Genomic DNA, 23,999 nt, shown 5'->3' with positions numbered 1-23,999 from the left:
CAGGACATGACCGGCACCGAGTCGCACCAATCCCGGAGGGGCACCGCCGGGCGGGCACGCACCGTAAACTGAGCCGCTCAGCGAGCCTGCCCTGTCCCCACCAGGAGGTACACCGCCGATGCTCTCCCTGGTCGTGGCCGCCGCCGTTGCGTTCGCCTTCGCTCTGGTCTGCACACCGCTGGCCGCCCGGGGTCTGGTGCGGCTGCGAGCAGGCCAGCCGATCCGCGACATCAATCCGGCCGCGCATCAGGTCAAACGAGGCACCCCCACCATGGGCGGATTGATCTTCGTCGTCGGCACCGTGCTGGCCTACCTGGCCGGCCACATGGTGATGAACGCGCTCCCGGCGGCCCAGATCGTCCCGTCGGGGATGACGATCACCGGATTGGTCCTGCTCGGCTTGATGGTGTTCTGCGGCGGCATCGGGTTCGTCGACGACTTCCTGAAGGTCACGAAGAAGAACACCGCCGGTTTGAGCGGGCGCTGGAAGCTGGTCCTGCAGCTGGTGGTCGGCACGGGATTCGGCGTGGTGGCGCTGGGCTTTCCGAACGCGGCCGGGTGGTCGGTGTCCGGCACGCGGCTGTCGTTCGTCCGCGAGATCAGCTGGCTGGACGTCGGCCAGGTCGGTGCCGTGCTCGTCTTCATCGCGATCGTCATGGCGGCCACGAACGCCGTCAACCTGACCGACGGGCTCGACGGCCTCGCGACCGGAACATCGATCATCGTGCTGTCCGCGTACGGGCTGATCTCGTTCTGGCAGTACCAGCACTGGTGCGGAGCTCCGGCGATGCAGTCGGCGTTCTGCTACCAGGCCCGGGATCCGCTGGAGACGGCGCTGGTCGCCGGCGGGGCCGCCGGAGCCCTGCTCGGCTTCCTGTGGTGGAACACCTCCCCGGCGCGGATCATCATGGGCGACACCGGTTCCATGGCGCTGGGCGGCCTCATCGCCGGGGAGGCGGTCGCCACCCGGACCGTGCTGCTCCTGCCGGTACTGGCCGCGCTGTTCGTGATCATCACGATGTCGCGGATCATCCAGTACGTCTCCTTCAAGACCACCGGCAAGCGGGTGTTCCGGATGTCGCCGCTGCATCACCACTTCGAGTTGGTCGGCTGGGCCGAGGTCACGATTGTGACCAGGTTCTGGATCATCGCGGGCGCGGGCGTGCTCGCCGGGCTGGGCTTCTTCTACGGCGACTTCCTCAGCCACCTGCCCTGACCGGCCGATGGCCGGGTAGGGGCCGACTGGTTCGCAACGGCTGCGCCGGCAGCACTCAGCGCAGGTCCAGGACGTGGCCCGTCCGCGGCGGCGTGTGCCCGGCGAGCACGTCGAGCCACGCCGCCCGCAGCGCTTGCGGCCCGCGCCCCACCGCGACATCGACCCACGTCTCGGCGGTGCCCGCGAACCGCTGCCAGGCGGCGCTGAAGCGCTCGTCCAGCCCGGCCCGGCCCCAGTCGAGGGTCCGCTTGCGCATCTGGTCCGGCGCGAAGAAGACCGCCGCGGCGCTGGTGGCGTTGGGGGTCTGCGACGTGAGCCCGACGGCGATGTCGTGCACCAGCCGGTCGCCGAGGTGCTCGCGCAGCTCGGCCCGCACCCCGGGGCGGCCGGACAGGTCGAGGTACGCCGTGGGCACCCGCTCGAGCGACGCCACGTCGTCGTAGCCGAGCACCTCGTCGTAGCACCCGAGACCCCGGGTGAACTCGACGTTGTCCGCCGAGGTGAGGCCGACGACGCGAGGGCCCGTGCCGTGCAGCTCGAACGCGGCGGCGTAGGCGGTCTTGCTCGACGCCGACGACAGGACCAGCGTGCGGGCGCCGAAGAAGCCCTGGTCGGCGAGGTGGTCGGCGAGCATGTAGGAGGTGAAGAACAGCGGGCGGAACAGGATGAGCAGGTCCTCGCGTTCGGCCTCGTAAGCGGGGTCGCCGGTGGTCCGCCGGTAGGCGTTGTAGGGCGAGGGCAGGTCGGCGCGGTTCCCGCTGGTGTCCCGGAACCCCTGCCCGTCGACCCGGCCGGGCCGCACGACGAGGTGCGTGGCGGGCGGCAGGTAGCCGTAGAACCGCTGGCCCGGCTCCACACCGGGCACGGTGGACGCTGCGACCTCGCTGAACCCCCACACCGGCGGCAGCCCCCACCGCTCGTCGAGCCCGCGTGCCGTGGCGGGGAAGAACTCCCAGTAGCGGTAGGAGTCGCCGAGCACGGCGTAGGTGACGTTGTTGGCGGTGATGCCGACCCGGTGCACGCGCAGCACCGCCTCGCCGTCGGCGGGCTCCGGCAGCGGGTTCGCGACCAGCGCGGTGCGCGCCAGGTCGTCGCGGCCGACGGCCAGCGTCCAGGAGGCGGTCATGGTGGATCTCCGTTCATTCGCAGAAGTGCTCCCCGCCTACCACCGTAGGCGGGGAGCACGGATCGGGGTCAGGCCGCGATGAAGCTGCGGATCTGGGTGAGCACGCTGGTGTTGGTGAGGAACCCGATGTGGGTCTCACAGGCCACATTGTTGTTCGTGGCCCCGGTCAGCCGGGTGCTGGTGTAGGGCAGGATGATGCCGTCGCAGGCCGAGTACCAGCTGGCGTACTTGGCGCTGCCCGGGGTCTCGTCGCCGTCGGACAGGTCGAGGATGAACAGCGACCCCGGGTACATCTCGATACAGGAGATGTTGATCAGGCACGCCCCTGCGAAGGTGGTGCCGTGGTTGGCGCCGGCGATCGACGCGACGTGGCTGACGTACTGGGAGCCGCCGAGCTCTTCGAGGTACCACCGGGTGACCAGGCCGCCCATGGAGTGGTTGACGATGGCGACCTTGGCGGCGCCGGTCTGGCTGCGGACCTGGTTGACGAAGGTACGCAGGCCCGCCGCGCTGATCTCGTTGGAGCCGGCCCAGTTGTAGTCGTAGGTGTACACCTTGGTGAATCCGCCGGCGCGGAAGACCGAGAGCGCGGTCGTCCAGTTGGAGGCGTTGCCGGTGTAGCCGTGCACGAAGATCACGGGCGTGTTCGTGGCGGCGTTGGCCGTGGTGGCCGGTGCCAGGACCACGGCGGACGTGGCGACCAGGGCGACGGCGAGTGCGGCGAGACGGTGGCGCAGACGCATGGGACGAACCCCCTTCGGGGAGGATAGGGACGGGGCGTTGCGGAGAAGTCTCGCTGCCGGGACGGGTCCAGACATCGGTAAGATTGCCGGTTCCGTTCATGTGATTGACACATTCAAGTGCGTGCAGCACCCTTGGGAGCGCTTCCATTCATCGATCCCGTAAGGACGCCCGACGATGAGAACAAGTCGCACCATCCTGCTCGCCCTCTCCCTGGCGGCAGCATCCCTCACCCTGCCGACCGCCCCGGCCCAGGCCGACCCCGCGGTCACCGTGACCGTCAACGCCCGGGCCGGGCTGGAGACGGTCAGCGACGCCGCGATCGGCGTCAACCACGCCGTCTGGGACACCCACCTCGGCTCGGCGCCCGTCGCCGACCTCATGCACGACGCCGGAGTGCAGCTCATGCGCTACCCCGGCGGCTCCTACGCCGACATCTACCACTGGCGCGACAACACCGCCCCCGGCGGCTACGTCGCCCCCGACACCGACTTCGACCACTTCATGGCCGGTGTCCAGCGCGCCGGTGCGAGGCCGATGGTGATCGCCAACTACGGCACGGGTACGCCGCAGGAGGCCGCCGACTGGGTCCGCTACGCCAACGTGGACAAGCACTACGGCGTGAAGTACTGGGAGATCGGCAACGAGATCTACGGCAACGGCCACTACGGCGGCGCCTGGGAGGCCGACGACCACGCCGACAAGAGCCCCGCCGAGTACGCCCGCAACGTCAAGCTCTTCGCACAGGCGATGAAGGCGGTCGACCCGACGATCAAGATCGGTGTCGTGCTCACCACGCCCGGCAACTGGCCCGACGGCATCGTGGCGAGCGGCGACGCCGGCTCCTGGAACGAGGTCGTGCTCACCATCGCCGGTCCCTCGGTCGACTTCGCGATCCTGCACTGGTACCCGGGCGGCTCCAACGGCGCCGACGCGCTGTCGAAGATCGCCCACATCGGCGACATGACGGCGCTGGCGCGCAAGCAGATCGACCGCTTCGCGCACAAGGACCTCCCCATCTCGATGACCGAGGTCAACACCGGCTACGGCATGAACACGCAGCCCGGTGCCCTGTTCGCCGCCGACGCGTACGCCACCCTCATCGAGAACGGCGTCTTCACCATCGACTGGTGGAACGTCCACAACGGCATCACCGCCGCGAGCACGGTCGAGGGACAGCCCGACTACGCGGACTTCGGCCTGCTCTCCAGCGGCACCTGCCTCGCCGACGGCACCACCTGCGAGCCGGTCCTCAACAAGCCGTTCGCGCCCTACCACGCGTTGGCGATGACGTCGAAGTTCGCCCGTCCCGGCGACCAACTGCTGCGAGCGGGCGCCTCGGACCCGCTGGTGAAGGTGCACGCGGCCCGGCGTACCAACGGCGATCTTGCGGTTCTGCTCCTCAACCAGGACCCGGCCGCCGCCAAGCCGGTGACTCTGAGCTACGCGGGTTACTCGCCCGCGGCGAGCGCGCAGGTGCTCAGCTACGTCAACGGCGGCGCCGCCGTCACGACCGCCACCGGCAGCGCCACGTCGGTGACCCTGCCGCCCTACTCGCTCACCACGCTGATCCTGAAGCAGTCCGCACCCGTCACCCGCCCGGCCGCACCGGGACGGCCCGTCGCGAGCGCGATCACCGCTCGGGACGCGACCCTCACCTGGCCCGCCTCGGCGGCGGGGGTCAAGTACGAGATCCACCGGCAGAACGGCACCATCAGCGAGCAGTGGGGTGAGACGACCGGCACCTCGTTCACCATCCATAACCTCACGCCGGGTACGCGCTACACGGCGAACGTGATCGCCCGCGACAGCGCCGGCCGGGTCTCGTGGGCGTCGCCGCCCGTCGCGTTCGTCACGACGACGCCCGCGACCTCGACCTGTGCGGTGACGTTCACCGACACCAGCGACTGGGGCAACGGCTATGTCGGCAGCATCGACATCACCAACACCGGCACGGCGACGATCGACACCTGGTCGCTGGCGTTCAGCTGGCCGACGGCCTGGCAGCAGCTGGGCAGCGGCTGGAACGGCACCTGGACCGAGACCGCCGGGTCGGTGCGGGTGACCAACGCCGACTTCAACAAGGTCCTCGCGCCGGCTGCGTCGGCGAACGTCGGGCTCGTCGGCAACTACCAGGGGCCGAACGTGCCTCCGGCGCTGTTCACGCTCAACGGGCAGCTCTGCACGACCCGCTGAGCCGAGGCCGGGGCGGGTCGAACCGCCCGCCCCGGCCCACACGGACGGGCCGTGCGGAGTTCGGCGGCGACCGTCACCGATCCGCCGGTTCACAGCGCCGCGGTCAGGTCGACCTCCACGAGCTGGCCGGTAAAGCCCAGGCTGGCGACGCCGAGCAGTGTGCTCGCCGTGGTGAAGGCCACGCCCAGCGGCGACTGCGTCAGCCGCGACCATGCCTCGCCCAGCATCTGCTGGTCGGAGCTGACCACGTATATGACGGAACGGACCACGTCGGCGGGAGTCGCACCGGCCGCGGACAGCGCGGCCAGCGAATTCGCCACGACCTGGTCGATCTGCGCCCCGAGGTCGCCGGGGCCGACGAGGGCGCCATCGAGGCCCATGGGGCATTGCCCGGCGATGTACGCCGTCCGACCGGCCTCGACGATCGTGACATGCGTGTAGCCCGGCGGCTGGTGCAGCTCAGCAGGGTTGATCCGAGTGATGTGTGCCGACATGACAGCACGCTATCCCGGTCGTCCACCGAATTCGCCGCCGTTACCGTGCTCACGCTCGGCTGAGCGCCAGAGCACTGGCATAGTCCGGCTCGCCCGGGTGCAGCTGGCTCATTTGAGAGGCCAGCTGACTCGCCGCGTTCAGGTAGAACCCGGCGTGCTCCGGGTTGAGCAGGTCGGCCATGAACATCAATGCCGACCACACCCGGAAGAACTCGACATAGTCGGCGCCGGTGACGTCGTATGCGTCTCCGGTCAACCGCAGCGCCTGGTAGATCTGCTGCCCCGCCTCGAATCTCTGGCCGCGCATGGCCAGCAGCCGGGCCTGGCCGACCAGCAGGGTGAACGCCGCCCAGCGGTCCTCGTCCGGGATCGGCGCCTCCTGCGCCAGCAGCGCCGCCAGCCGCTGCACCCGCTCCCGCGAGGTCTGCGCCGCCCGCAGCGGCACATCGCGGTACAGCGACAGCAGCGCCTCCCGCTCGATGTCGGTGGCGCAGTCGCGCAGACTCGGCGAGGCGAGCAGGACCTGACTTTCATGATCCTGATGGGTACGCCACAGCGTGAACCCGTAGACCCCATGGTCGGAGTGGCGCAACGGGACGGTCAGCGTCGCGACCAGGTCCGTCCTGAGCGGGTCGACGTCGTAAGGGTCGCCGTTGAGCGGAAACACCCGCAGCCGCACCTTGGCATGACGGTCGATGAGCTTCCGCAACGACGGGATCTCGAACCTCTCCAGCTGCGCCATCGTCGCCCTGCGCTCGGCCGCCGAATACTCCCCGCCCAGCGTGAACGAGAATCGAAGCGGCTGCTCTCCCAGGTCGGTCCCGTCGATCACCCGATTGGGCAGCACCACCCTTCCCGCCCAGGAGAACCGGGCGTCGGCCCGAGGCTTGGTCGACGCGAAGAACTCCTCCCGGGGGCTGGGCTCCAGCCCCGGATACCCTCGCCAGGTCGCTTCGCCGTCGTATGGCGCGGCCACGATGACCGCGGAACCCAAGAAAAGGTGATCGATCGTGAACAGCAGTTCCAGCAACGCCCCCTGCGGCCCCGGCCACGTGTCCTGATCGATGGTCAGCGACAGCTCGGTGATCGGCAGATCCGCCACCCGCTCCAGCCTGCGCCGCACATCCGGCAGCGCCTGCTCGGCCGCGTCCCGCACCGCCTGGTCGGCCAGTTCCGCACCCCGCAACGCGTCCAGCAGCACCCCGTCACGCACCTGCGTCCCCAGAGCCCGCCTGACCCGCAGCGCCACCGCGTCGTCGCTCAGCCCGAGCGTCGCATCGATCGCCACCAGATCGCGCAATCCCTCCGGCAGCGGCGCCGCCCGGAGAATGATCGGCAGCACCTGAACCCCCTGCGTCTCCAACGCCCGGGCCGTCTCGATCTCCTGATTGACCCAGGCCGAGTCGACCGCGGTCGGCGACAGCAGGACACAGATCATGTCGACACTGCGTATCCCCGAATTCAGCTGCTCCGCCAACTGCGCCGACGGCTGGATGTCGAACACGTCCAGCCAGACCTGATGGCCGTCGCCCTCGGCGATCTCCTTGAGCCGCAATGCTTCCAGTCGGTCACGGGAACTGTATGAGACGAAGATGCGCACGCGGACCCCCATGGTCGTTCATCGACAAATCTACGGCTTCCTAAACCATGGAGATTATGGGACAGCGCCCCTTCTCGGGTGTCCGCGCCTCACCCCGAGTGGTGGATGGGTGCTCGGACCAGCACAAGTCCGTGAGTGGGCGAGCCCTCTTACCCAAGCTCCGATATGGCAACAAACGGTAATAGTTCCCATCCTGGTACGAAATTCCACGCCGGGCCCGCCGGGCGACGTCTGGCGCGGATCTCGGCAAAGCCGGGCGGCCGACCGTCGTCGCCGACACAATGAGGTGTCGGCAGGAGGTTCCCATGCCACTTACGAAATTGGCCGCGCTGCTGAGCGCGGGCGCACTCGCCATCGCCGTACCTGCGGCCGCGTACTCCGCGCCCTCGCCCGTCATCGTCGAGGTGCGGGCCGCCGCACCGGTCACCAACCCGGTCCAGGTCGTCCTCGACTACTACAACGCGATCAACGACCGCGACTTCCAGCTGGCCTGGAACCTCGGCGGCAAGAACCTCTCCCCGTCGTACACCGAGTTCGTCAACGGATTCGCCACCACCAGCTTCGACGGGGTGACCATCGGCGCCGTCGACGGCGACACCGTCCACGTCGACCTCGAAGCCCAGCACACGGGCGGCCCGACCACCTACTACACGGGCACCTACACCGTTCGAGACGGCGTCGTCGTCACTGGGAACCTCGCTCCACGCTGATCCGCGCAGTGTCCGTTCCGTGAGCCGTGACGCCGCATTGCCCGGCCGTGTAGCCGTCACTGCACGGCGTAGACCTGAGACAGGTCCGGGCTGCCGGCTGCACGACCTGTCCCTCGGCCGAGGGCGGGCTCCCGCGGCGGCTCTCCTGCGTCGAGCCGCTTGAGCAGCGCATGGACTCGCCTGTTGTCGGGATGGTGCAGGTCGTCGAGGATGTCCCGGGCCTTCCGCCAGGCGGCGCCGGCGGCGTCCGGAACTCCTGCGGCACGGTAGGTGTCGCCGAGGTGGGTGAGGGTTTCGGCTTCGTGATACCGGTTGCCGTTCTCTCCGAACAGGCGGATGGCGTGTTCGTAGCAGGCCACGGCACGCCGGTGGTCACGGAGATGGTGGTGGATGTAGCCGAGGCTGTCCCAGGTGTGTGCGGCCTCGGTCGGTTCGGCGAGCGCGTCGATCACCCGCAGCGCCCGCCGGCAGTGCGCCAGGGCGGGGCGGTAGCGGCCCAACTGCGCGTAGTCCCAGCCGATGTCGTTGAGGGCCTGGCCGTAGGCGTTGGCGATTCCGGCGAGGCGGAAGTGCTTCAGGGCGTGCTGGTTGTGGTGCAGCGCCCGGAGGTGGTCTCCGCCCCGGGAGTAGCTCAACGCCATGGCGTTGTGGGCACGCGCCAGGCCCGCGTGGTCGCCGGGGTCGGCGAAGATGGCGAGCGCACGCCGAAGGTGCGGCTGCATCTTCGCCCACCAGCCCAGGGCGGAGTAGACGCGGGCCAGGCCCAGGTGCGCGTGGCCCTCGCCGGTGTGCTCGCCGCCTCGTCGCGCGGCCCGCATCGCCGTGCGCTGGGCGGATGCCAGGTCGTGCCAGTGGCCGCGGGCGTAGAGGCAGGTGGAGACGATGTGTGCCAGCTGCCAGCAGCGGGTGTCCCACCCCTCGGCCTCGGCTCGGCGCACGGCGGCGAGCAGCGCGGCACGTTCGGCGGCGAACCAGGACAGCGCCTCCATCCGCGTGCGGAGCGTCTCCGGGAGGACCCCCAGTTGCGATGCGGCGATCGGGAGACGCTCGCGCAGCGGCTCCAGCAGGGCGGCGGCGGTGTGTGCCGACACGAGGTAGAAGTCGAGGACCCGGTGCAGGGCCTGCCGCCGGGCCGCGGGGGTGTCCAGGGCCTCGGCCAGCTCGGTGGCGTACGCGCGGAGCAGGTCGTGGAATTCGAACCTGTCGGGCCGCTGCTCCTGCAGCAGGTGGTTGCCGGTCAGCTCGCGCAGCAGCGACCGGGCGCGGCTGGGTGTGACCGCGAGCAGACTCGCCACGGCGGAGGGCGACACGTCGGGGCCGGGGTGGATGCCGAGCAGGCGGAACAGCCGGGCGGCGTCGGGGCCGAGGTGGCGGTAGGACCAGGAGAAGACGGTACGCAGGTCCGTCGACGCGTCGCCGACCGACAGCGTGTCGAGGCTGCCGGAGGGGTCCGCGTCGTCGAGTTGGCGGGCCAGCGCGCGGATCGTCGTGGCGGGCTGGGCGGCCAACCGGGCGGCGACCAGCGCCAGGGCCAGCGGGAGCCGCTGGCAGCGGTCGATGAGGTCGGCGATGGCGTCGGCCTCGGCGGCGAGCCTGTCCGGACTGAGGCGCGCGGCCAGCAGTTGGCGTGCTTCAGCCTCCGGCAGCGGTGACAGGGTGAGCAGGTGGGCGCGCATGCTGACGATGAGCCCGGTCAGCTGGGTGCGGCTGGTGACCAGGACGAAACAGCCGGCGCTGCCGGGCAGCAGCGGGCGGACCTGGTCGGCGTCGGCGGCGTTGTCGAGCAGGATGAGCATCCGGCGCCCGGCGAGCATGGTGCGGTAGAGGGCGGCCCGGCCGTCGTCGCCGGCCGGGATGAGCGTCGAGGCGACGCCCAGCGCGCCGAGGAAGCCGTGCAGCACCTCGCCGGGGCGGGCGGGTGAGCCGCCGGGGTCGAACCCGCGCAGGTTGACGTAGAGCTGCCCGTCGGGAAAGTGCGGCGCGGCGGAGTGGGCCCAGTGCACGGCGAGGGCGGTCTTGCCGACGCCGGCCGATCCGGCGACCACGGCGATCGTTCCCGCGGCGGTCTCGTCCGTCCGCCGGGACAGGTCGTCCAGCTCGGCGAGGTGCTGGGTGCGGCCGGCGAATCCGGCCACCCGCGAGGGCAGCTGGGCCGGGTGGGCCTGCCCGGCGCGGGGCTGCGGCGCGGCCGGCTCGGCATGGGGTGCCGAGGTGGTCAGCACGTGGTGGTAGGCGGTGGTCAGCTGGGTGCCGGGCAGGACACCGAGCTGATCGAGAAGCCGCTCCCGCAGGTCGGTGAAGGCGCGCAGCGCGGCCGCCTGCTCGCCGGCGGCGGCGAGTGCGCGGATCAGCCGGGCGTGCAGGCCCTCGTGCAGCGGTTCGAGCAGGGCCAGTTCGCGCAGGTGGCCGAGCGTCTCGCCGGGCCGGTCCGCCGCCAACGCCAGATCGGCGTGCGCCGTGGCGGCCTCGATCCGCCGACGGTTGAGCCGCACCGCGCTCGGGTGGTGGTGCAGGCGAGGGTCGAAGTCGCCGAGCACCGGTCCCCGCCAGCACCGCAGCGCGTCGAGGTAGCGGTCGGCGGCGGTGTCCGGATCTCCGGCGGCCTGGGCCGCGGCGGCCTGGTCGCACAGGACGGCGAAGTCCGCCACGTCGGTGTGCACTGCCGCGGGGTCGAGCAGATAGCCGGCTGCGCTGAACCGGATCGTATCGCCGGCGGACGGGGGGCGCTGCCCGGTCTGCAGCAGTCGGCGGAGCCGGCCGACATAGACCTGGACAAGATTGTGGCAGGTCTTCGGCGGGTCGTCGCCCCAGAGCGTGTCGATCGCCTCGGACACCGGCACGGGCTGGCCGGGGTGCAGCGCGAGCAGTGACAGCAGCGTTCGGGGCATCGCCTGGTCCACCGCCACCGGGCCGTCCGGGTGGCTGAGCAGCAGCGGCCCCAACACGCCGAGGCGCAGGCCGGGTCGGTCGCGGGCCGGCCTGCGGGCTGCGTGGCCGGCGAACGCGTCGTGCAGCGCGGCGCGGTCGAGGTCGGTGATGGGCAGCGCGGTGAGGATGCGGCGCAGAGAGGTGTCGCGCGGCTTGCTGACGCGCCCGTGCTCGATGTCGCGCAACGTCCGCAGGCTCACCCCGGCCCGTTCGGCCAGCGCGGACTGATCCAGGCCGACCCGGTGGCGATGGCTGCGCAGCAGCCCGCCCGGATCGCTCGGCGGATTCGGTTCCCCGTGCACGAAGCGCCTCCGGTCCTCGGCAGCCATTGACTGATCTGCCGCCGACATTTTACCGGATCTGCCTGACACTGCCGGTTTGCGGCTGCATGGGCTTGATCAGCGCAGGTAGGAGGGCGGATAGATCGTTTGTGCGGGCACGCCGCGGATTCAGTGCCGGTTCAGCGTGCCGACGTGCGGTGATCTCTAGGTTCTCGGCTGTAGGCGTGGCACGGGTGGCCGTACGCGTCGGACGTGGACATCCCCGGCGGCCTGTGCCGCGTACCCAGATAGGTGGATCATGCGGCACCAAGCGCGTTCGCGGATCGGAATGAAACTTCATCGTGACGGCGCCGGCTCGGCTGCTGCCGACGCGGCTATGGATGGTGGGCCTGGTGTTTCGCGCCTGCGGGCGCGGTCGTGGTCGCGGCGTTTCGCGGTGCTGGCCACGGCGCTGTCGTTGCTGGTGGCGCCCGTCGTGGAGCCTGCTGCGCAGGCCTCCTCGGCTCAGGCGGCCCCGGCGCGAACGGAGGCGTGCCCGGCGGTTGCGGTTGACGGTCCGGCGGCGTTGCGCGCCGCGGTGTCCTGCAAGGGCCGGGTCGAGGTGGAATCGGCGCGATCGGAGCGCAGGCAGGTGTTCGCGAACCCGACGGGTTCGTTCACGTCGGTTGAGGCGGCGGTGGTTCAGCGGGTCCGCGACGCGAGCGGCGGCTGGGTGGCACCGGACTCGACGTTGCGTCGCAGCAAGACCGGGTCGTATGAGCCGGCTGCCAGCTGGCTCGGTACCTCGTTCTCCGGTGGTGGTGCCGGTCCGCTGGTGACACTGCGGCGGGGTGGTGCCGAGCTCGCGCTGCGCTGGCCGACGGCGCTGCCCGTTCCGTCGGTGTCGGGCAGGACCGCCACCTACGCGGAGGTGCTGCCGGGTGTCGACCTGCAGCTGACCGCCGAGACCGAGGGCTTTTCCGAGGTGCTGGTGGTGAAGAACGCGGCGGCGGCGGCCAATCCCGCGTTGACGGCGGTGCGGTTCACCACGGCGGTCACCGGCGCGCAGTTCAAGACGGGGGACGGCGGGTCGTTGAGCGTGGTCGACGCGAAGGGCGTCGCGCTGTTCGGTTCGGGGACGCCGGCGATGTGGGACTCGTCCGGCGGGTCGATGGTGTCGGCCCGGTCGGCGGGAGAGGCTCGCGCATCGGTGATGCCGCTGTCGTTGGAGGGCAAGGAGATCGTGGTCCGGCCGGACCTGGCCGTCCTTCGCGGGGCGGCGACGAAGTTCCCGGTGTACATCGACCCGGCGTTCGGCGCGAGCGCGTGGACGATGATCAACAGCCGGTACCCGAACCAGTCGTACTGGAGCTATGACCGCAACGGCTGCCCCAGCCCTTATTCGAGCGTTCAGTGCGCCAAGGTCGGCTACACCGACGAGGGCACCTCGATGATCTACCGGTCGATATTCCGGTTCCCGACGTCCAGCTTCGCCGGCAAGCACGTCCTGGACGCGAAGGTCTCCGTCGACCTGCTGCACTCGTGGACCTGCAGCAAGACCCGGACCAACCTGCACCTCGTCAACCCGATCAACGCCGGCACCACCTGGAACAACAACGCCGGCAGCTGGGGCGGCCCGATCGCGATCCTCGACAACAACACGTGCAACCGGGCCCGGGTCCGTTCGGAGTGGGGCGCGACCGGCGCCGCGCAGACGGCCGCGGCGAACTGGTGGGGCGATGTCACGCTCGGCCTGCGCGCCGGTGACGAGGCCAACCACAACGCGTGGAAGAAGTTCGACGCGGGTACGGCGCTGCTCACGGTCACCTACAACTCGTACCCGAACGCACCGGACCTGATGACGGTCTCGGGCAACGGCTGCGTCACCGGCGCCGACCGCCCGGTCGTGAAGACGGCGACGCCTGAGCTGCGTGCCCGCACCTCCGACCCGGACGGCACGGCGCAACTCAACAACGTGACCTTCTGGTGGTGGCCGGTCGGCGGCACCCGCAACGACAACGACCGGGTGACGCAGAACTCGGTGACGCCGGGCCAGCAGGCGATCGTAAGCATCCCGCCGGGCCGGCTCGTCAACGACGTGAGCTACGTATTCCAGGTCCAGGCCTACGACGGCATCGACACCGGGCAGTTCTCCCAGACGTGCGAGTTCAAGGTGGACACCGCGCCACCGAACCCGCCGTCACAGGTGACCTCCACCGACTACCCATCCGACGGGCAGCGCCACGGCGGTGCCGGGATCGCGGGCACCTTCACCTTCTTCCCGCCGGCATCGATCCCCTCCGACTTCGCCGGCTACGCGTACACGCTGGACACCGGCACGTCGGCGGCGAACGCGATCAAGGTCGCGGCGAACCCCGGCGACCAGAAAGCCACGGTAGGCATCACCCCGCCGACCGATGACGCGTTCACCCTGCGGGTCTGGAGCCGCGACGGCGGCGGCAACTTCTCGGCCTCGCCGACCTCCTACGCGTTCAGCGTCAAGGCCGGCGCCGGACCCGACGCGCGGTGGAAGCTCGACGAGGGGACCGGCTCGACCGCAGCCGACGCGTCGAACCACGGCAACACGATGACGGTGGCCAACCCCGTATGGGTCGCCAGCCGCGGCGGTACCGGCAAGGCGCTGTCGTTCAACGGCACGAACGCCACGGCCGTGACGAGCGGACCGGTCGCCACCAAGTCACCCACGACGGGCGCGCCCACCACGGTGCGGACCGATGCGAACTTCACGGTCTCCGCCTGGGTGAAGGTCGACACGCTCAACGGCACCGGCCAGTACGTCGCGGTCAGCCAGGACGGCACCCGGACGTCGCCCTGGGCATTGGCCTACCAGGGCCCGACCAACCGGTGGCGTTTCGCGATGACCGGCTCGGACGTGGACGCCCCGGCCCTCTACCAGGTGTCGTCGGACGCGGCCCCGACCGCCGGCAAGTGGACCTACCTGGTCGCGACCTACGACGTCGCCACCCACCAGATGCGGCTCTACGTCGACGGTGTCGCGCAGGCCGGTGTCGCCACGGTCACCGGCGGGTTCAACGCGACCGGACCGGTGGTGCTCGGCCGGCGGATGTGGGCCGGCGGCGTCGACAGCTTCTTCAACGGCAGCGTCGACGACGTGCGGATCTACGGCCGGGTCCTGGGTACGACCGAGCCGGAGTTCAGCAACTCGCTGAACCCGGAGTCGCCGCTCGTCACCTTCCCCAACGGCAACGCCACCCAGGTCAACCAGCCGATCCAGGTCACGTTCAACGGGGGTGGCGATCCGGCGGTGACGACGGTCAAGTACAGCCTGGGCGCGGCCGGGCTCGGCTCGACGGCGACCCTGACTCCCGCCGGCGGGCAGGTGACCGTGACGGTCACGCCGGTGGCGGCGGGGGAGGTGCGGCTGTTCGCACAGGCGGTGACCAGTGCGGGGCGGCTGAGCGCGATCACCAGCACGCTGATCCAGGTCGTCACGCCGCCGTCGCTGACCGGCACGGTCGTGGACGTGATGTCCGGCAGCGCGGTCGCCGGGGCCACCGTGACCCTGCAGCCGGGTGGCGCCACGAGGGTGACCGGTGTCGACGGGGTGTACGAGTTCACCGGCCTGACTGCCGGGCTGTACATCGTGTCGGCCGTGGTGCCCGGTAGCTGCGGGGTGTTCGCCAGCACCCAGGTGGAGGTCACCGGTAAGACCTACGCCGATCTGCAGCTGTTCCCGCAGTCCGACGTGTTCGGCTACACCTGCACGGAGTCGGCGCAGCCGTTCGTCGCGGCCGACACCACCGTGCTGCCGCTGACCGGCGACGACAACGTCACCCAGATCAGTCTGCCGTTCGCGATGCCGTTCTACGGCCAGAGCCTCGCCTCTGCCTGGGTGTCGACCAACGGCCTGCTGACCTTCGCCAACCCCGGCAGCGACTCGCTCGGGACCAACGGGAGCATCCCGAACCCCAGCGTGCCGAACTCGATCGTGGCTCCGTTCTGGGCCGACCTCTACATCGACGGAAGCGCGAGCGTCCGCACCACGGTGGTCGGCGTCGCACCTGCACGGAAGTTCGTCGTCGAGTGGCGCAACGCGGCCTTCTACAACGACTTCCCGCGCCGGATCACCTTCGAAGCGGTGCTGTCGGAGAACGGTGACATCACGTTCAACTACGCCAGCCTCGACGACGCCAAGGAGCGCGGCGAGACCGCGACGGTGGGCGTGGAGAGCAACGGCGGGTCGTACGGCCTGCAGTACTCCTTCAACCAGCCGATGCTGACGTCAGGCAAGTCGATCGCCATCGACTACCCGGACTACGCCCAGCCGATCAGCACCTGGACGGTGTCCGGCACGGTCACCCAGGGCGGGTCTCCCGTCGCCGGAGCCACCGTGACGCTGCTGCCGCAGGGCACGACCGTGACGACGGCGGCGAACGGCGCCTACTCCTTCAGCAACCTGGAGCAGGACGGCTATACGGTCACGGCCGCCTACGGCTGCGCCGCGGTGTCGCAACCGGTCTACCTGGCCGGCAACACCACGGTCAACCTGCCGCTGACCGCCGTCCCCGACGGCTTCGGCTACACGTGCTCGACCAGCACCCAGTCGTTCGTGAACGCGGACACCACGGTGCTGCCGTTGACCGGCGACGAAGGCGTCACCCAGGTGACGCTGCCGTTCCCGGTGACGTACTACGGCCAGAGCTACAGCAGCGTCTGGGTGTCGACCAACGGGTTCGCCAGCTTCACCAACCCCGGTGGCGCACACGCCGACGACCGCACGGCGGTACCGAACGCCGCCGGTCCCAACGCCGCGCTGTACGCCTTCTGGGACGACCTGGTCGTCGATGGTTCGGCGAGCGTGCGGACCACGACGCTCGGATCCGCGCCCAACCGGAAGTTCGTCATCGAGTGGCGCAACGTCTACATCTACGGCAACACGTCGCGCCGGGTGACGTTCGAGGTGTTGATCGGTGAGAACGGCACCGTCACGTTCAACTACACCGGTCTGGACAACACCGCCGAGCGGGGCGCGACCACGGTCGCCGGCATCGAGGACCACACCGGCGCCGTCGGGCAGACGTACTCCTCGTTCCAGCCGTCCCTTGTGGACAACCGCGCGATCACCTACACGCCACCGGCCCCATGACCGGCTTCCAGGTCCGGAGTCAACGTCAGCACGTCACCGTCATTTCCCGGAGGTTCTCGGTGCAAGTTCCCCAACTGTCCTCGTACTCCCCTGCGACCTGGAGGCATCGGCGCGCCTGGTCCGCTGCTCTTCGCCGCGGACGGTGGGGGACGCTTCTCGCCTTGCCGTTGGCGATGGCGATGTCGATCAGCGCTCAGGCGCCGGTCTTCGCGGCGCCGCCCAAGCCGTTCGCGCCGACGCAGTCGGCCAAGGTGCCGAGCGTGAAGACGAGGCCGATCGCCGCCGGAAAGCCGGTGGCGGACACGAGCAGGCCGGCGTCGGCGAGTCCGGCCGCGGTCTGGCCGGCGCCGTCCACAGCGGAGCTCGACGTCATCGCCGCCCAGCCCGGGGCGGTGGCGGATGCCAAGGCCGCAGCGCCGACGGGTCCGGTCACTGTCGCACGACCGGCCTCGGCGAAGCAGGCCCGTTCGACCGCCGCCGTGAGCGCGGCGGTGCCGGCGAGGGTACGCGTCGAGGTGCTCGACCAGCAGGCGTCGGCGAAGGCGAACGTGCGGGGCCTGCTGCTGAAGGTCGACCGTGCCGACAACAAGGCGGGCACGGGCTCGGTCAACGTGACGGTCGACTACGCCGCGTTCGCCACCGCGTACGGCGCGGACTGGTCGACCCGGCTGCGCCTGGTGGAGCTGCCGTCGTGCGCGTTGACCACGCCGGGGCTGCCGCAGTGCCGTGCAACGGCGCTGCCCAGCCGCAACGACACCGTGGCCAACCGGGTCTCGGCCGACGTCGTCGTCGGTACGCCCGCCGGTGTGTCGCCGCAGGCCGCGGCGGCCGGCGGGGCACGGATCGTCGCGCTGACCGCCGGGGCCTCCGGCGCCGCCGGCAGCTACGGCGCCACCAGCCTGTCGGCGTCGGGCACCTGGTCCGCCGGCGGTTCGTCCGGCGACTTCTCCTGGTCGTACCCGATGCGTACGCCGCCGGCGCTGGGCGGCCCGTCGCCGACCCTGCAGGTCACGTACTCGGCGCAGTCCGTCGACGGCCGGATGGTCACGTCGAACAACCAGCCGTCGATCGTCGGTGAGGGCTTCGAGCTGTCGACGAGCGGCTACATCGAGCGCCGCTACAAGAGCTGCGGCGAGGACCAGGCCAACGGCGGCAACAACTCGGTCAAGACCGGCGACCAGTGCTGGGCGACCGACAACGCCACGATGAGCCTCAACGGCGGCGGCTCGGAGCTGATCCGGGACAACAGCGACCCGAACAAGTGGCACCCGCGCAACGACGACGGTTCCCGCATCGAGCGCAAGACCGGGGCGTCCAACGGCGACAACGACGGCGAGTGGTGGGTGGTCACCACCGTCAACGGCACCCAGTACTGGTTCGGCCGCAACCAGCTGCCGGGCGCGCCGGCCGGGACGACGACGCAGTCGGTGTGGACATCGCCGGTGTTCGGCAACCACGTCGGCGAGCCCTGCCGCGCCGCGACGTTCGCCGCGTCGTCGTGCACGCAGGCGTACCGGTGGAACCTGGACTACGTCGTGGACCCGCACGGCAACACGATGTCGTACTGGTACGGCATGGACACGAACTACTACAGCAAGAACAACGGCCCGCAGGCGTCGTATGTCCGCGAGGGCTACCTCGACCACGTCGACTACGGCACCCGGGTCGAGCCGGACCTGGCCACCGGTGCGGACACCGTGTTCACCGGGCACGCGTCGGCTCGGGTGAGCTTCAGCTACGCCGACCGGTGCCTGTCGGGCTGCGCCACCAAGGACAAGGCGCACTGGCCGGACACGCCGTGGGACCTCAACTGCGCCAGCGGCGCGACCTGCGCGCAGACGTCGCCGTCGTTCTGGACGACCCGACGGCTGGCGTCGATCACCACGCGGGTGTGGGACGCTCCGGCGTCGAACTTCCGTGACGTCGAGCGGTGGACGCTCACCCACTCCTACCCCGACCCGCAGGACGGCACCCGGGCCGGCCTGTGGCTGGACCGGGTGTCCCACGCCGGGCTGGTCGGCATGACGACGACGATCCCGGACGTCACGTTCGTCGGTACGCCGATGCACAACCGAGTCGACGGGATCGACGCGTCGCCGTCGATGAACTGGAGCCGGCTCACCGCGATCAACACCGAGACCGGTGCCCTGATCCAGATCTCCTACCTCGGCCCGGACTGCGTCGCGGGGTCACGGATGCCGTCGGCGGCGCACACCAACGTGCTGCGCTGCTATCCGGTGCGCTGGACCCCGGATCCGATCACCGGCGAGATCACCGACTGGTTCCACAAGTACGTCGTGGACAAGGTGGTCGAGAACGACCTGACCGGCGGCTCGAAGCGGGTGCTGCACCAGTACACGTACATCGGCGACCCGGCGTGGCACTACGCCGACGACGACGGGCTGATCAGCGCCGACCAGAAGACCTGGTCGAACTGGCGCGGCTACGCGAAGGTCGGCACGTCCTCCGGTGAGGCGCCGACCGCGCCCGGCAACCCGGACGAGCGCACCTACAGCGAGACGCTCTACTTCCGCGGCATGCACGGGGACAAGATGCCGACCGGCACCCGCACCGCCAACGTCACGGACTCGCTGGGCGGCAGTGTTCCGGACGAGGAGGCCTACTCCGGGATGATCCGGGAGACCCGCACGTTCAACGGTGTCGGCGGCGCGGAGGTCTCCGGCTCGATCAACGATCCCTGGCAGTCCGCCGCGACCGCGACCCGCGTCATCAACGGCGTCACCACGACGTCGAAGTTCGTCAACACCCAGGCGGTGCACACGCGGACGGCCCGCGACGGCCGTAGCGCCCGCGTCTCCTCGACGAAGAACACCTTCGACGCCTACGGCATGATCATCCGCGCCGACGACTTCGGCGACGACGCCGTGGCCGGGGACGAGCAGTGCATGACCACCACGTACGAGCCGCGCAACACCACGCTCTGGCTCATGTCGTCGCAGCACCGCACGCAGAGCTTCTCGGTCGACTGCGCCAAGGTCGTCGCGGGCACCACCACCGAGGCGGACGTGATCGGCGACGGCCGCACCTACTACGACGGCGCGACGACGTTCGGCACCATGCCCACCAAGGGCGACGTCACCAAGACCGAGGCGCTCAGCGTGTGGAGCGCCACCAACCCGACGTACTACGAGCTCAGCAGGTCCGCCTACGACGCACTAGGCCGGGTCGTCGAGTCGTGGGACCCGATGAACTACCGGTCGGCGACGGCGTACACGCCCGCCACCACCGGTCCGGTCACCCAGACCGTCGACACCAACCCCCGCGGTTGGACCACGACCACGACCGTCGAACCCGCGCTGGGGCTCATGACCTCCACCGTGGACCAGAACGGCCGCCGCACCGATCTCGCCTACGACGGGCTCGGCCGGCTCACCAGCGCCTGGCTGCCGGGCCGGGTCAAGGGCACCGACTCGGCCAACGTCGTCTACGAGTACCTGATCCGGACCGACGGCGCCAACGTGGTCACCACCAAGCAGCTCAACCCCACCGGGGGCTACACCACCTCGTACAACCTGTTCGACGGGCTCGTGCGCCAACGGCAGACGCAGACGGCGTCACCGTCGGGCGGGCGGCTGCTCACCGACGTCTTCTACGACACGGCCGGGCGGACGGTGCGCAGTTTCGCGCCGTACCACGACGCCTCGGGCGCGCCGGGCACGACGATCGTCGCCCCGGTCGACGAGGGCATCACCGTCCCCACCCAGACCCGCACGGTGTACGACGGCGCGGGCCGCTCCGTCGCGGAGATTTTCCAGCCGTACAACACCGAGCGGTGGCGCACCACCACGAAGTACGGCGGTGACTACACCGCTGTGACGCCGCCGGAAGGCGGTACCGGCAGACTCACGATCGTCGACGAGAACGGCCGGACCACCGAGCTGCGCCAATTCGCGACCCGGATCCCGGGCCCGCTCGACGCCGCTCCCAGCACCTACGACAAGACCACCTACAGCTACAACTCTCGCGGCCTGCTCGAGAAGGTCAAAGACCCGGCCGGATACGAATGGACCTACCTCTACGACCTGCGCGGGCGTAACTGGTCCACCACCGACCCGGACGCCGGCACCACGACGTCGACCTTCGACAACGCCGGCCGGACCACGTCCTCCACCGACGGCCGGGGCAAGGTCCTGCACTACACCTACGACAACCTCAACCGCAGGACCGGCCTCTACCACACGTCGATCACGGCGGCGAACCAGCTGGCCGCGTGGAGCTACGACACCGCGCCGCTGCCCGACCTCACGCTCGCCAAGGGCTATGCCGCGTCGTGGACCCGATACGACAACGGGCGGCAGTACAAGTCGAGCACCACGCAGTACAACGACCAGTACCAGCCCACCGTCAGCACGGTCAGCATCCCCACCGCCGAGACCGGGCTCGCCGGCGACTACACCTACTACACGGGCTACAACGTCGACGGCACGCCGAACAGCACCACCTCGCCGACCGTGGGCGACCTCTCCAGCGAAACGCTGATGTTCGGATACAACGCGCTCGGCATGGCGGGAACACTCAGCAGCTTCTACGGCAACGATCCGCAGAAGTGGCTCGTGGAGCGGACGTCGTTCAACGCGCTCGCCCTGCCGACCCAGTACTCGCTGTTCAACGGCACCGTCTCCACCGACGACAACGACGGCGACGGACCCCGGACCTACCTGTCGCGCGGCTACGAGCTGGAGACCGGGCGCATCGTCAACCTCAAGACCGAGCGCGACAAGGTCGCACCGAACACCGTCACGGACCTGCACTACACCTTCAACGACTACGGCACCATCACGAAGATCGCCGACACCCCCGCCGGCGGCTCCAGCGACGTGCAGTGCTTCGAACACGACCGCTATGAGCGGCTGACCGAGGCGTGGACGCCGTCCTCCGGACTCTGCACCGGATCGAAGACCCTCGGTGGACCGGCCCAGTACCGGGTGCAGTACGAGTACGACACCGTCGGCCGGCGCAAGAAGCAGACCCGGTACGCGACCGCGGCCGGGGACGCCGTCACCGACTACACCTATCAGGCCGGCGGCGCCCGTCCGCACACCCTCACTGGCACGAGCACGACCGACGGCGCCGGCACGAGGACGGCCTCCTATACCTACGACAACTCCGGGAACACGCTCACCCGCCCCGGTGCCGGCGGCAACCAGACCCTGCAGTGGGACTACGAGGGGCGTGTCTCCAGCATCACCGACACCGCCGGCAGTGTCAGCTTCGTCTACGACCCCGACGGCAACCGGCTCATCCGCAAGGACGGCACCGGCAAGACCCTCTATCTGCCCGACAGCGAACTGCGGTACACCACCGCGACCAACGCCAAGTCCTGCACCAGGTTCTACTCGTTCGGCGGGACCACGCTCGGGCAGCGTACCGCCGCGAACGGCATCACCTGGCTGGCCAGCGACAGCCAGGGCACCGCGGACGCCTCCGTCACCGCCGTGGCCCAGACCGTGACCGTTCGGCGGCAGATGCCCTTCGGGGAGGCGCGTGGCACTCCCGGTCCGTGGGTGAACGAGAAGGGCTTCGTCGGCGGTACCAACGATCCGACCGGTCTCGTGCAGGTCGGGGCCCGCTCCTACGACGCCCCCATCGGCCGGTTCATCTCGCCCGACCCGGTGGTCGACCACAACGACCCGCAGCAGCTGCAGGGCTACGCCTACGCGGAGAACAGCCCGGTCACCCACAGCGACCCGACCGGTCTTCGCACCGACGAGCAGTACTACGGCAAGAGCGGCGCGGAAACCATGAACAAGTACGTGGACCCCGCCGAGATGGACCGCCTGCGCCAGCAGGAACTCGACCGGCAGAAGCGGGCGAAGGAACAGCAGCAGCGGGCCTGGTGCAAGAAGAACCCCATCAAGTGCGGGCTCAAGAAGGCCGCGACGTCGACGGTCAACTGGGTCGACGAGCACAAGGCCGCCATCATCGGCACCGTCGCCGGGCTCGCCGTCGGCATCGGCTGCGCCGCGGCGATCGGCATCACCGGTGTCGGCGCGGTCGCCTGCGGCGCGCTCGCCGGCGCCGTCACCAACATGGTCACCTACGCCATCGAGACGAAAGTCGAGGGTAAGGGCAACTTCTCCTGGGGCGGCATGCTCAAGACCGGCGCGGTCGGCGCGATCGTCGGCGGTGTCATGGGCGGCGTCGGCTCGATCGCCGGCCAGGCTCTCAAGGCCGGTGCTTCGGGACTGATGGCCGGTGCCGGCGTGAAGGGTGCGGCCGAGGCGGGCAAGAAGGCCGCGGGAGCCGAAGCGCGCAACATCGCCCGCGGCTTCGGCAACCTCTTCAAGGGATGCGGTAAGAGCTTCACCCCGGAGACCAAGGTCCAGATGGCCGACGGCAGCCAACGGCCGATCAAGGACGTCAAGGCCGGCGACACCGTGGCCGCCACCGATCCGGTCAGCGGCACGACGGAGTCGCGGGAAGTCCTCGCCGTCCACCTCAACCGGGACACCGCCCTCACCGATCTGGTCGTGAAGACCGCGAGCGGTGCGACCACCACGATCGAGACCTCGCAGAACCATCCCTTCTGGGACGAGGTCCGCAAGGTCTGGGTCAACGCCGGCGATCTCCAGCCCGGTGCCGAGCTCCACGTTCGGAGCGGCGAAGCAGCGCAGGTCGTGCTCGTCCGCAACTACACCGGTGACCAGTACATGTACGACCTCACCGTCGCCGAGATCCACACGTTCTACGTGCTGGCGGGCGATACGCCGGTCCTGGTCCACAACTGCAACGGCATCAAGGTCTCGCCCATGGCTTCGGACTGGGCGACCAAGGGCGCCCACCTGCACATCGACGACGTCGAGGTGGCGGTCGGTGTGGTCAAGAACAAGCTGGTTGGTTCGCCTATTCGACTGAAGAACGGTCGCGTACCTTCGCAGAAGCAGATCGATAAGGTCGTCGGCTGCGTTCAGTCGTGTTCCAGCCTCAAGCATGACCTTCTCAAAAAGACGAGCGCGGCCATGGTAGAAATGGCCGAGCACAATTGGGGTAATACGGTGAACAGGGCCATGGACATGCAGCACCTCGTGGATTTCCTGTCATGACCGTGTCCGACTATTCGTTCTTCGCCGACGTGGCGGCCACCGGCCTGATTCTGGGCATCGGCCGCGGCTCGACGATGCAGGAGGTCGAGGACAGCCTCGGCGGAGACTACCTGGACGATCATGGAGACGGCTTCATTCGGCGGGACTACGGGCTGCTGGAGATCACTTTTCTTGATCGAAACGGTTGGAGCTGCGGCTTCATCATCGTGGAGGTTCATCGGCTCGCGGGGGATCGGTCTCTCGTGCCGCCGGCCATCGAGGCGAGGTATGGACCGTTGCCGGCTCGGCTGACGGCGGGGCCGTACTTCACCGCATTGACAAAGAGGGGGTTCGGTCCTGAGCGTGTCGCCGACGACTCGGCGAGTGACTATCTTCGTTATGTCATTCCGGCGACGGAATGCGTGATCGATGTCGTCGACGATCCACAGGACGTGGTCGGCTGGCCCGGCTTCGGTGAGGTCTGGTCGCTTTCCCTGAATCCGCTATCGAAGTCTGGAATGAACGCGCCACGGTAAAGTCGCCCGGTGCGCGTGGAA

The 23,999-nt window shown here is 69.6% G+C and carries 11 protein-coding genes; 6 read left to right on the top strand and 5 right to left on the bottom strand.

Going from position 1 to position 23,999, the window contains the following annotated elements; translation table 11 throughout:
* Positions 1–118 precede the first annotated feature (118 nt).
* Positions 119–1,216 carry a phospho-N-acetylmuramoyl-pentapeptide-transferase gene (mraY, locus tag F4553_RS04495; protein ID WP_184832403.1) on the top strand — a complete coding sequence of 366 codons (1,098 nt, stop codon included), beginning with the start codon at positions 119–121 and terminating at the stop codon, positions 1,214–1,216.
* A gap of 55 nt (positions 1,217–1,271) precedes the next feature.
* Here the strand turns inward: mraY and F4553_RS04490 are convergent, their stop codons facing one another.
* Together F4553_RS04490 and F4553_RS04485 are read right to left on the bottom strand one after the other, a co-directional pair.
* Positions 1,272–2,342 (bottom strand): DUF2855 family protein, encoded by a 1,071-nt coding sequence (locus F4553_RS04490; RefSeq protein ID WP_184832401.1) that lies wholly within the window; start codon positions 2,340–2,342, stop codon positions 1,272–1,274.
* 68 nt (positions 2,343–2,410) lie between these two features.
* A complete protein-coding gene (locus F4553_RS04485) occupies positions 2,411–3,085 on the bottom strand; it encodes an esterase/lipase family protein (RefSeq protein WP_184832399.1) in 675 nt (224 codons plus the stop codon).
* A gap of 175 nt (positions 3,086–3,260) precedes the next feature.
* On the opposite strand from F4553_RS04485, the gene F4553_RS04480 reads away from it, so the two are divergent.
* Complete coding sequence (locus F4553_RS04480; RefSeq protein WP_184832397.1) at positions 3,261–5,279, top strand: cellulose binding domain-containing protein; 2,019 nt, start codon at positions 3,261–3,263, stop codon at positions 5,277–5,279.
* Between the two features lie 89 nt (positions 5,280–5,368).
* Here F4553_RS04480 and F4553_RS04475 read toward each other — a convergent pair whose 3' ends face one another.
* Positions 5,369–5,773 (bottom strand): RidA family protein, encoded by a 405-nt coding sequence (locus tag F4553_RS04475; protein ID WP_184832389.1) that lies wholly within the window; start codon positions 5,771–5,773, stop codon positions 5,369–5,371.
* A 49-nt stretch (positions 5,774–5,822) separates the two neighbouring features.
* Complete coding sequence (locus F4553_RS04470; RefSeq protein ID WP_184832387.1) at positions 5,823–7,373, bottom strand: toll/interleukin-1 receptor domain-containing protein; 1,551 nt, start codon at positions 7,371–7,373, stop codon at positions 5,823–5,825.
* A gap of 305 nt (positions 7,374–7,678) precedes the next feature.
* On the opposite strand from F4553_RS04470, the gene F4553_RS04465 reads away from it, so the two are divergent.
* Positions 7,679–8,083: a hypothetical protein gene (locus tag F4553_RS04465; RefSeq protein WP_184832385.1), complete on the top strand. Its 405-nt coding sequence runs from the start codon at positions 7,679–7,681 to the stop codon at positions 8,081–8,083.
* A 56-nt stretch (positions 8,084–8,139) separates the two neighbouring features.
* Here F4553_RS04465 and F4553_RS04460 read toward each other — a convergent pair whose 3' ends face one another.
* Entirely contained in the window at positions 8,140–11,313 is a 3,174-nt protein-coding gene (locus F4553_RS04460; protein ID WP_184832383.1) for a BTAD domain-containing putative transcriptional regulator, read from the bottom strand.
* Positions 11,314–11,923: 610 nt separating this feature from the next.
* Here F4553_RS04460 and F4553_RS42235 point away from each other — a divergent pair.
* The 3 genes from F4553_RS42235 to F4553_RS04445 all read left to right on the top strand — a co-directional run bounded on the left by F4553_RS42235 (position 11,924) and on the right by F4553_RS04445 (position 23,978).
* Positions 11,924–16,399: an NIDO-like domain-containing protein gene (locus tag F4553_RS42235; protein WP_184832381.1), complete on the top strand. Its 4,476-nt coding sequence runs from the start codon at positions 11,924–11,926 to the stop codon at positions 16,397–16,399.
* 179 nt (positions 16,400–16,578) lie between these two features.
* The gene (locus F4553_RS04450) at positions 16,579–23,463 is read left to right on the top strand and encodes a polymorphic toxin-type HINT domain-containing protein (protein ID WP_184832379.1); all 6,885 of its coding nucleotides are present in this window, start codon (positions 16,579–16,581) and stop codon (positions 23,461–23,463) included.
* On the top strand, positions 23,460–23,978 hold the full coding sequence (locus tag F4553_RS04445; protein WP_184832377.1) for a hypothetical protein: 519 nt from the start codon (positions 23,460–23,462) through the stop codon (positions 23,976–23,978). The genes F4553_RS04450 and F4553_RS04445 overlap by 4 nt, the downstream gene beginning before the upstream one ends.
* The last annotated feature ends 21 nt before the right edge of the window (positions 23,979–23,999 follow it).

It is taken from the genome of Allocatelliglobosispora scoriae (genome assembly GCF_014204945.1).
In the GTDB taxonomy this organism is placed as follows: domain Bacteria; phylum Actinomycetota; class Actinomycetes; order Mycobacteriales; family Micromonosporaceae; genus Allocatelliglobosispora; species Allocatelliglobosispora scoriae.
The sequence above is the reverse complement of the archived record's forward strand: the minus strand, read 5'-3'. Positions and strand labels throughout refer to the sequence as shown.

Excerpts from the sequence above, each read along its gene's own strand:
- mraY (WP_184832403.1), top strand. The coding sequence starts at position 119 with ATGCTCTCCCTGGTCGTGGCCGCCGCCGTTGCGTTCGCCTTCGCTCTG.
- F4553_RS04490 (WP_184832401.1), bottom strand. The coding sequence starts at position 2,342 with ATGACCGCCTCCTGGACGCTGGCCGTCGGCCGCGACGACCTGGCGCGC.
- F4553_RS04485 (WP_184832399.1), bottom strand. The coding sequence starts at position 3,085 with ATGCGTCTGCGCCACCGTCTCGCCGCACTCGCCGTCGCCCTGGTCGCC.
- F4553_RS04480 (WP_184832397.1), top strand. The coding sequence starts at position 3,261 with ATGAGAACAAGTCGCACCATCCTGCTCGCCCTCTCCCTGGCGGCAGCA.
- F4553_RS04475 (WP_184832389.1), bottom strand. The coding sequence starts at position 5,773 with ATGTCGGCACACATCACTCGGATCAACCCTGCTGAGCTGCACCAGCCG.
- F4553_RS04465 (WP_184832385.1), top strand. The coding sequence starts at position 7,679 with ATGCCACTTACGAAATTGGCCGCGCTGCTGAGCGCGGGCGCACTCGCC.
- F4553_RS04450 (WP_184832379.1), top strand. The coding sequence starts at position 16,579 with ATGTCGATCAGCGCTCAGGCGCCGGTCTTCGCGGCGCCGCCCAAGCCG.
- F4553_RS04445 (WP_184832377.1), top strand. The coding sequence starts at position 23,460 with ATGACCGTGTCCGACTATTCGTTCTTCGCCGACGTGGCGGCCACCGGC.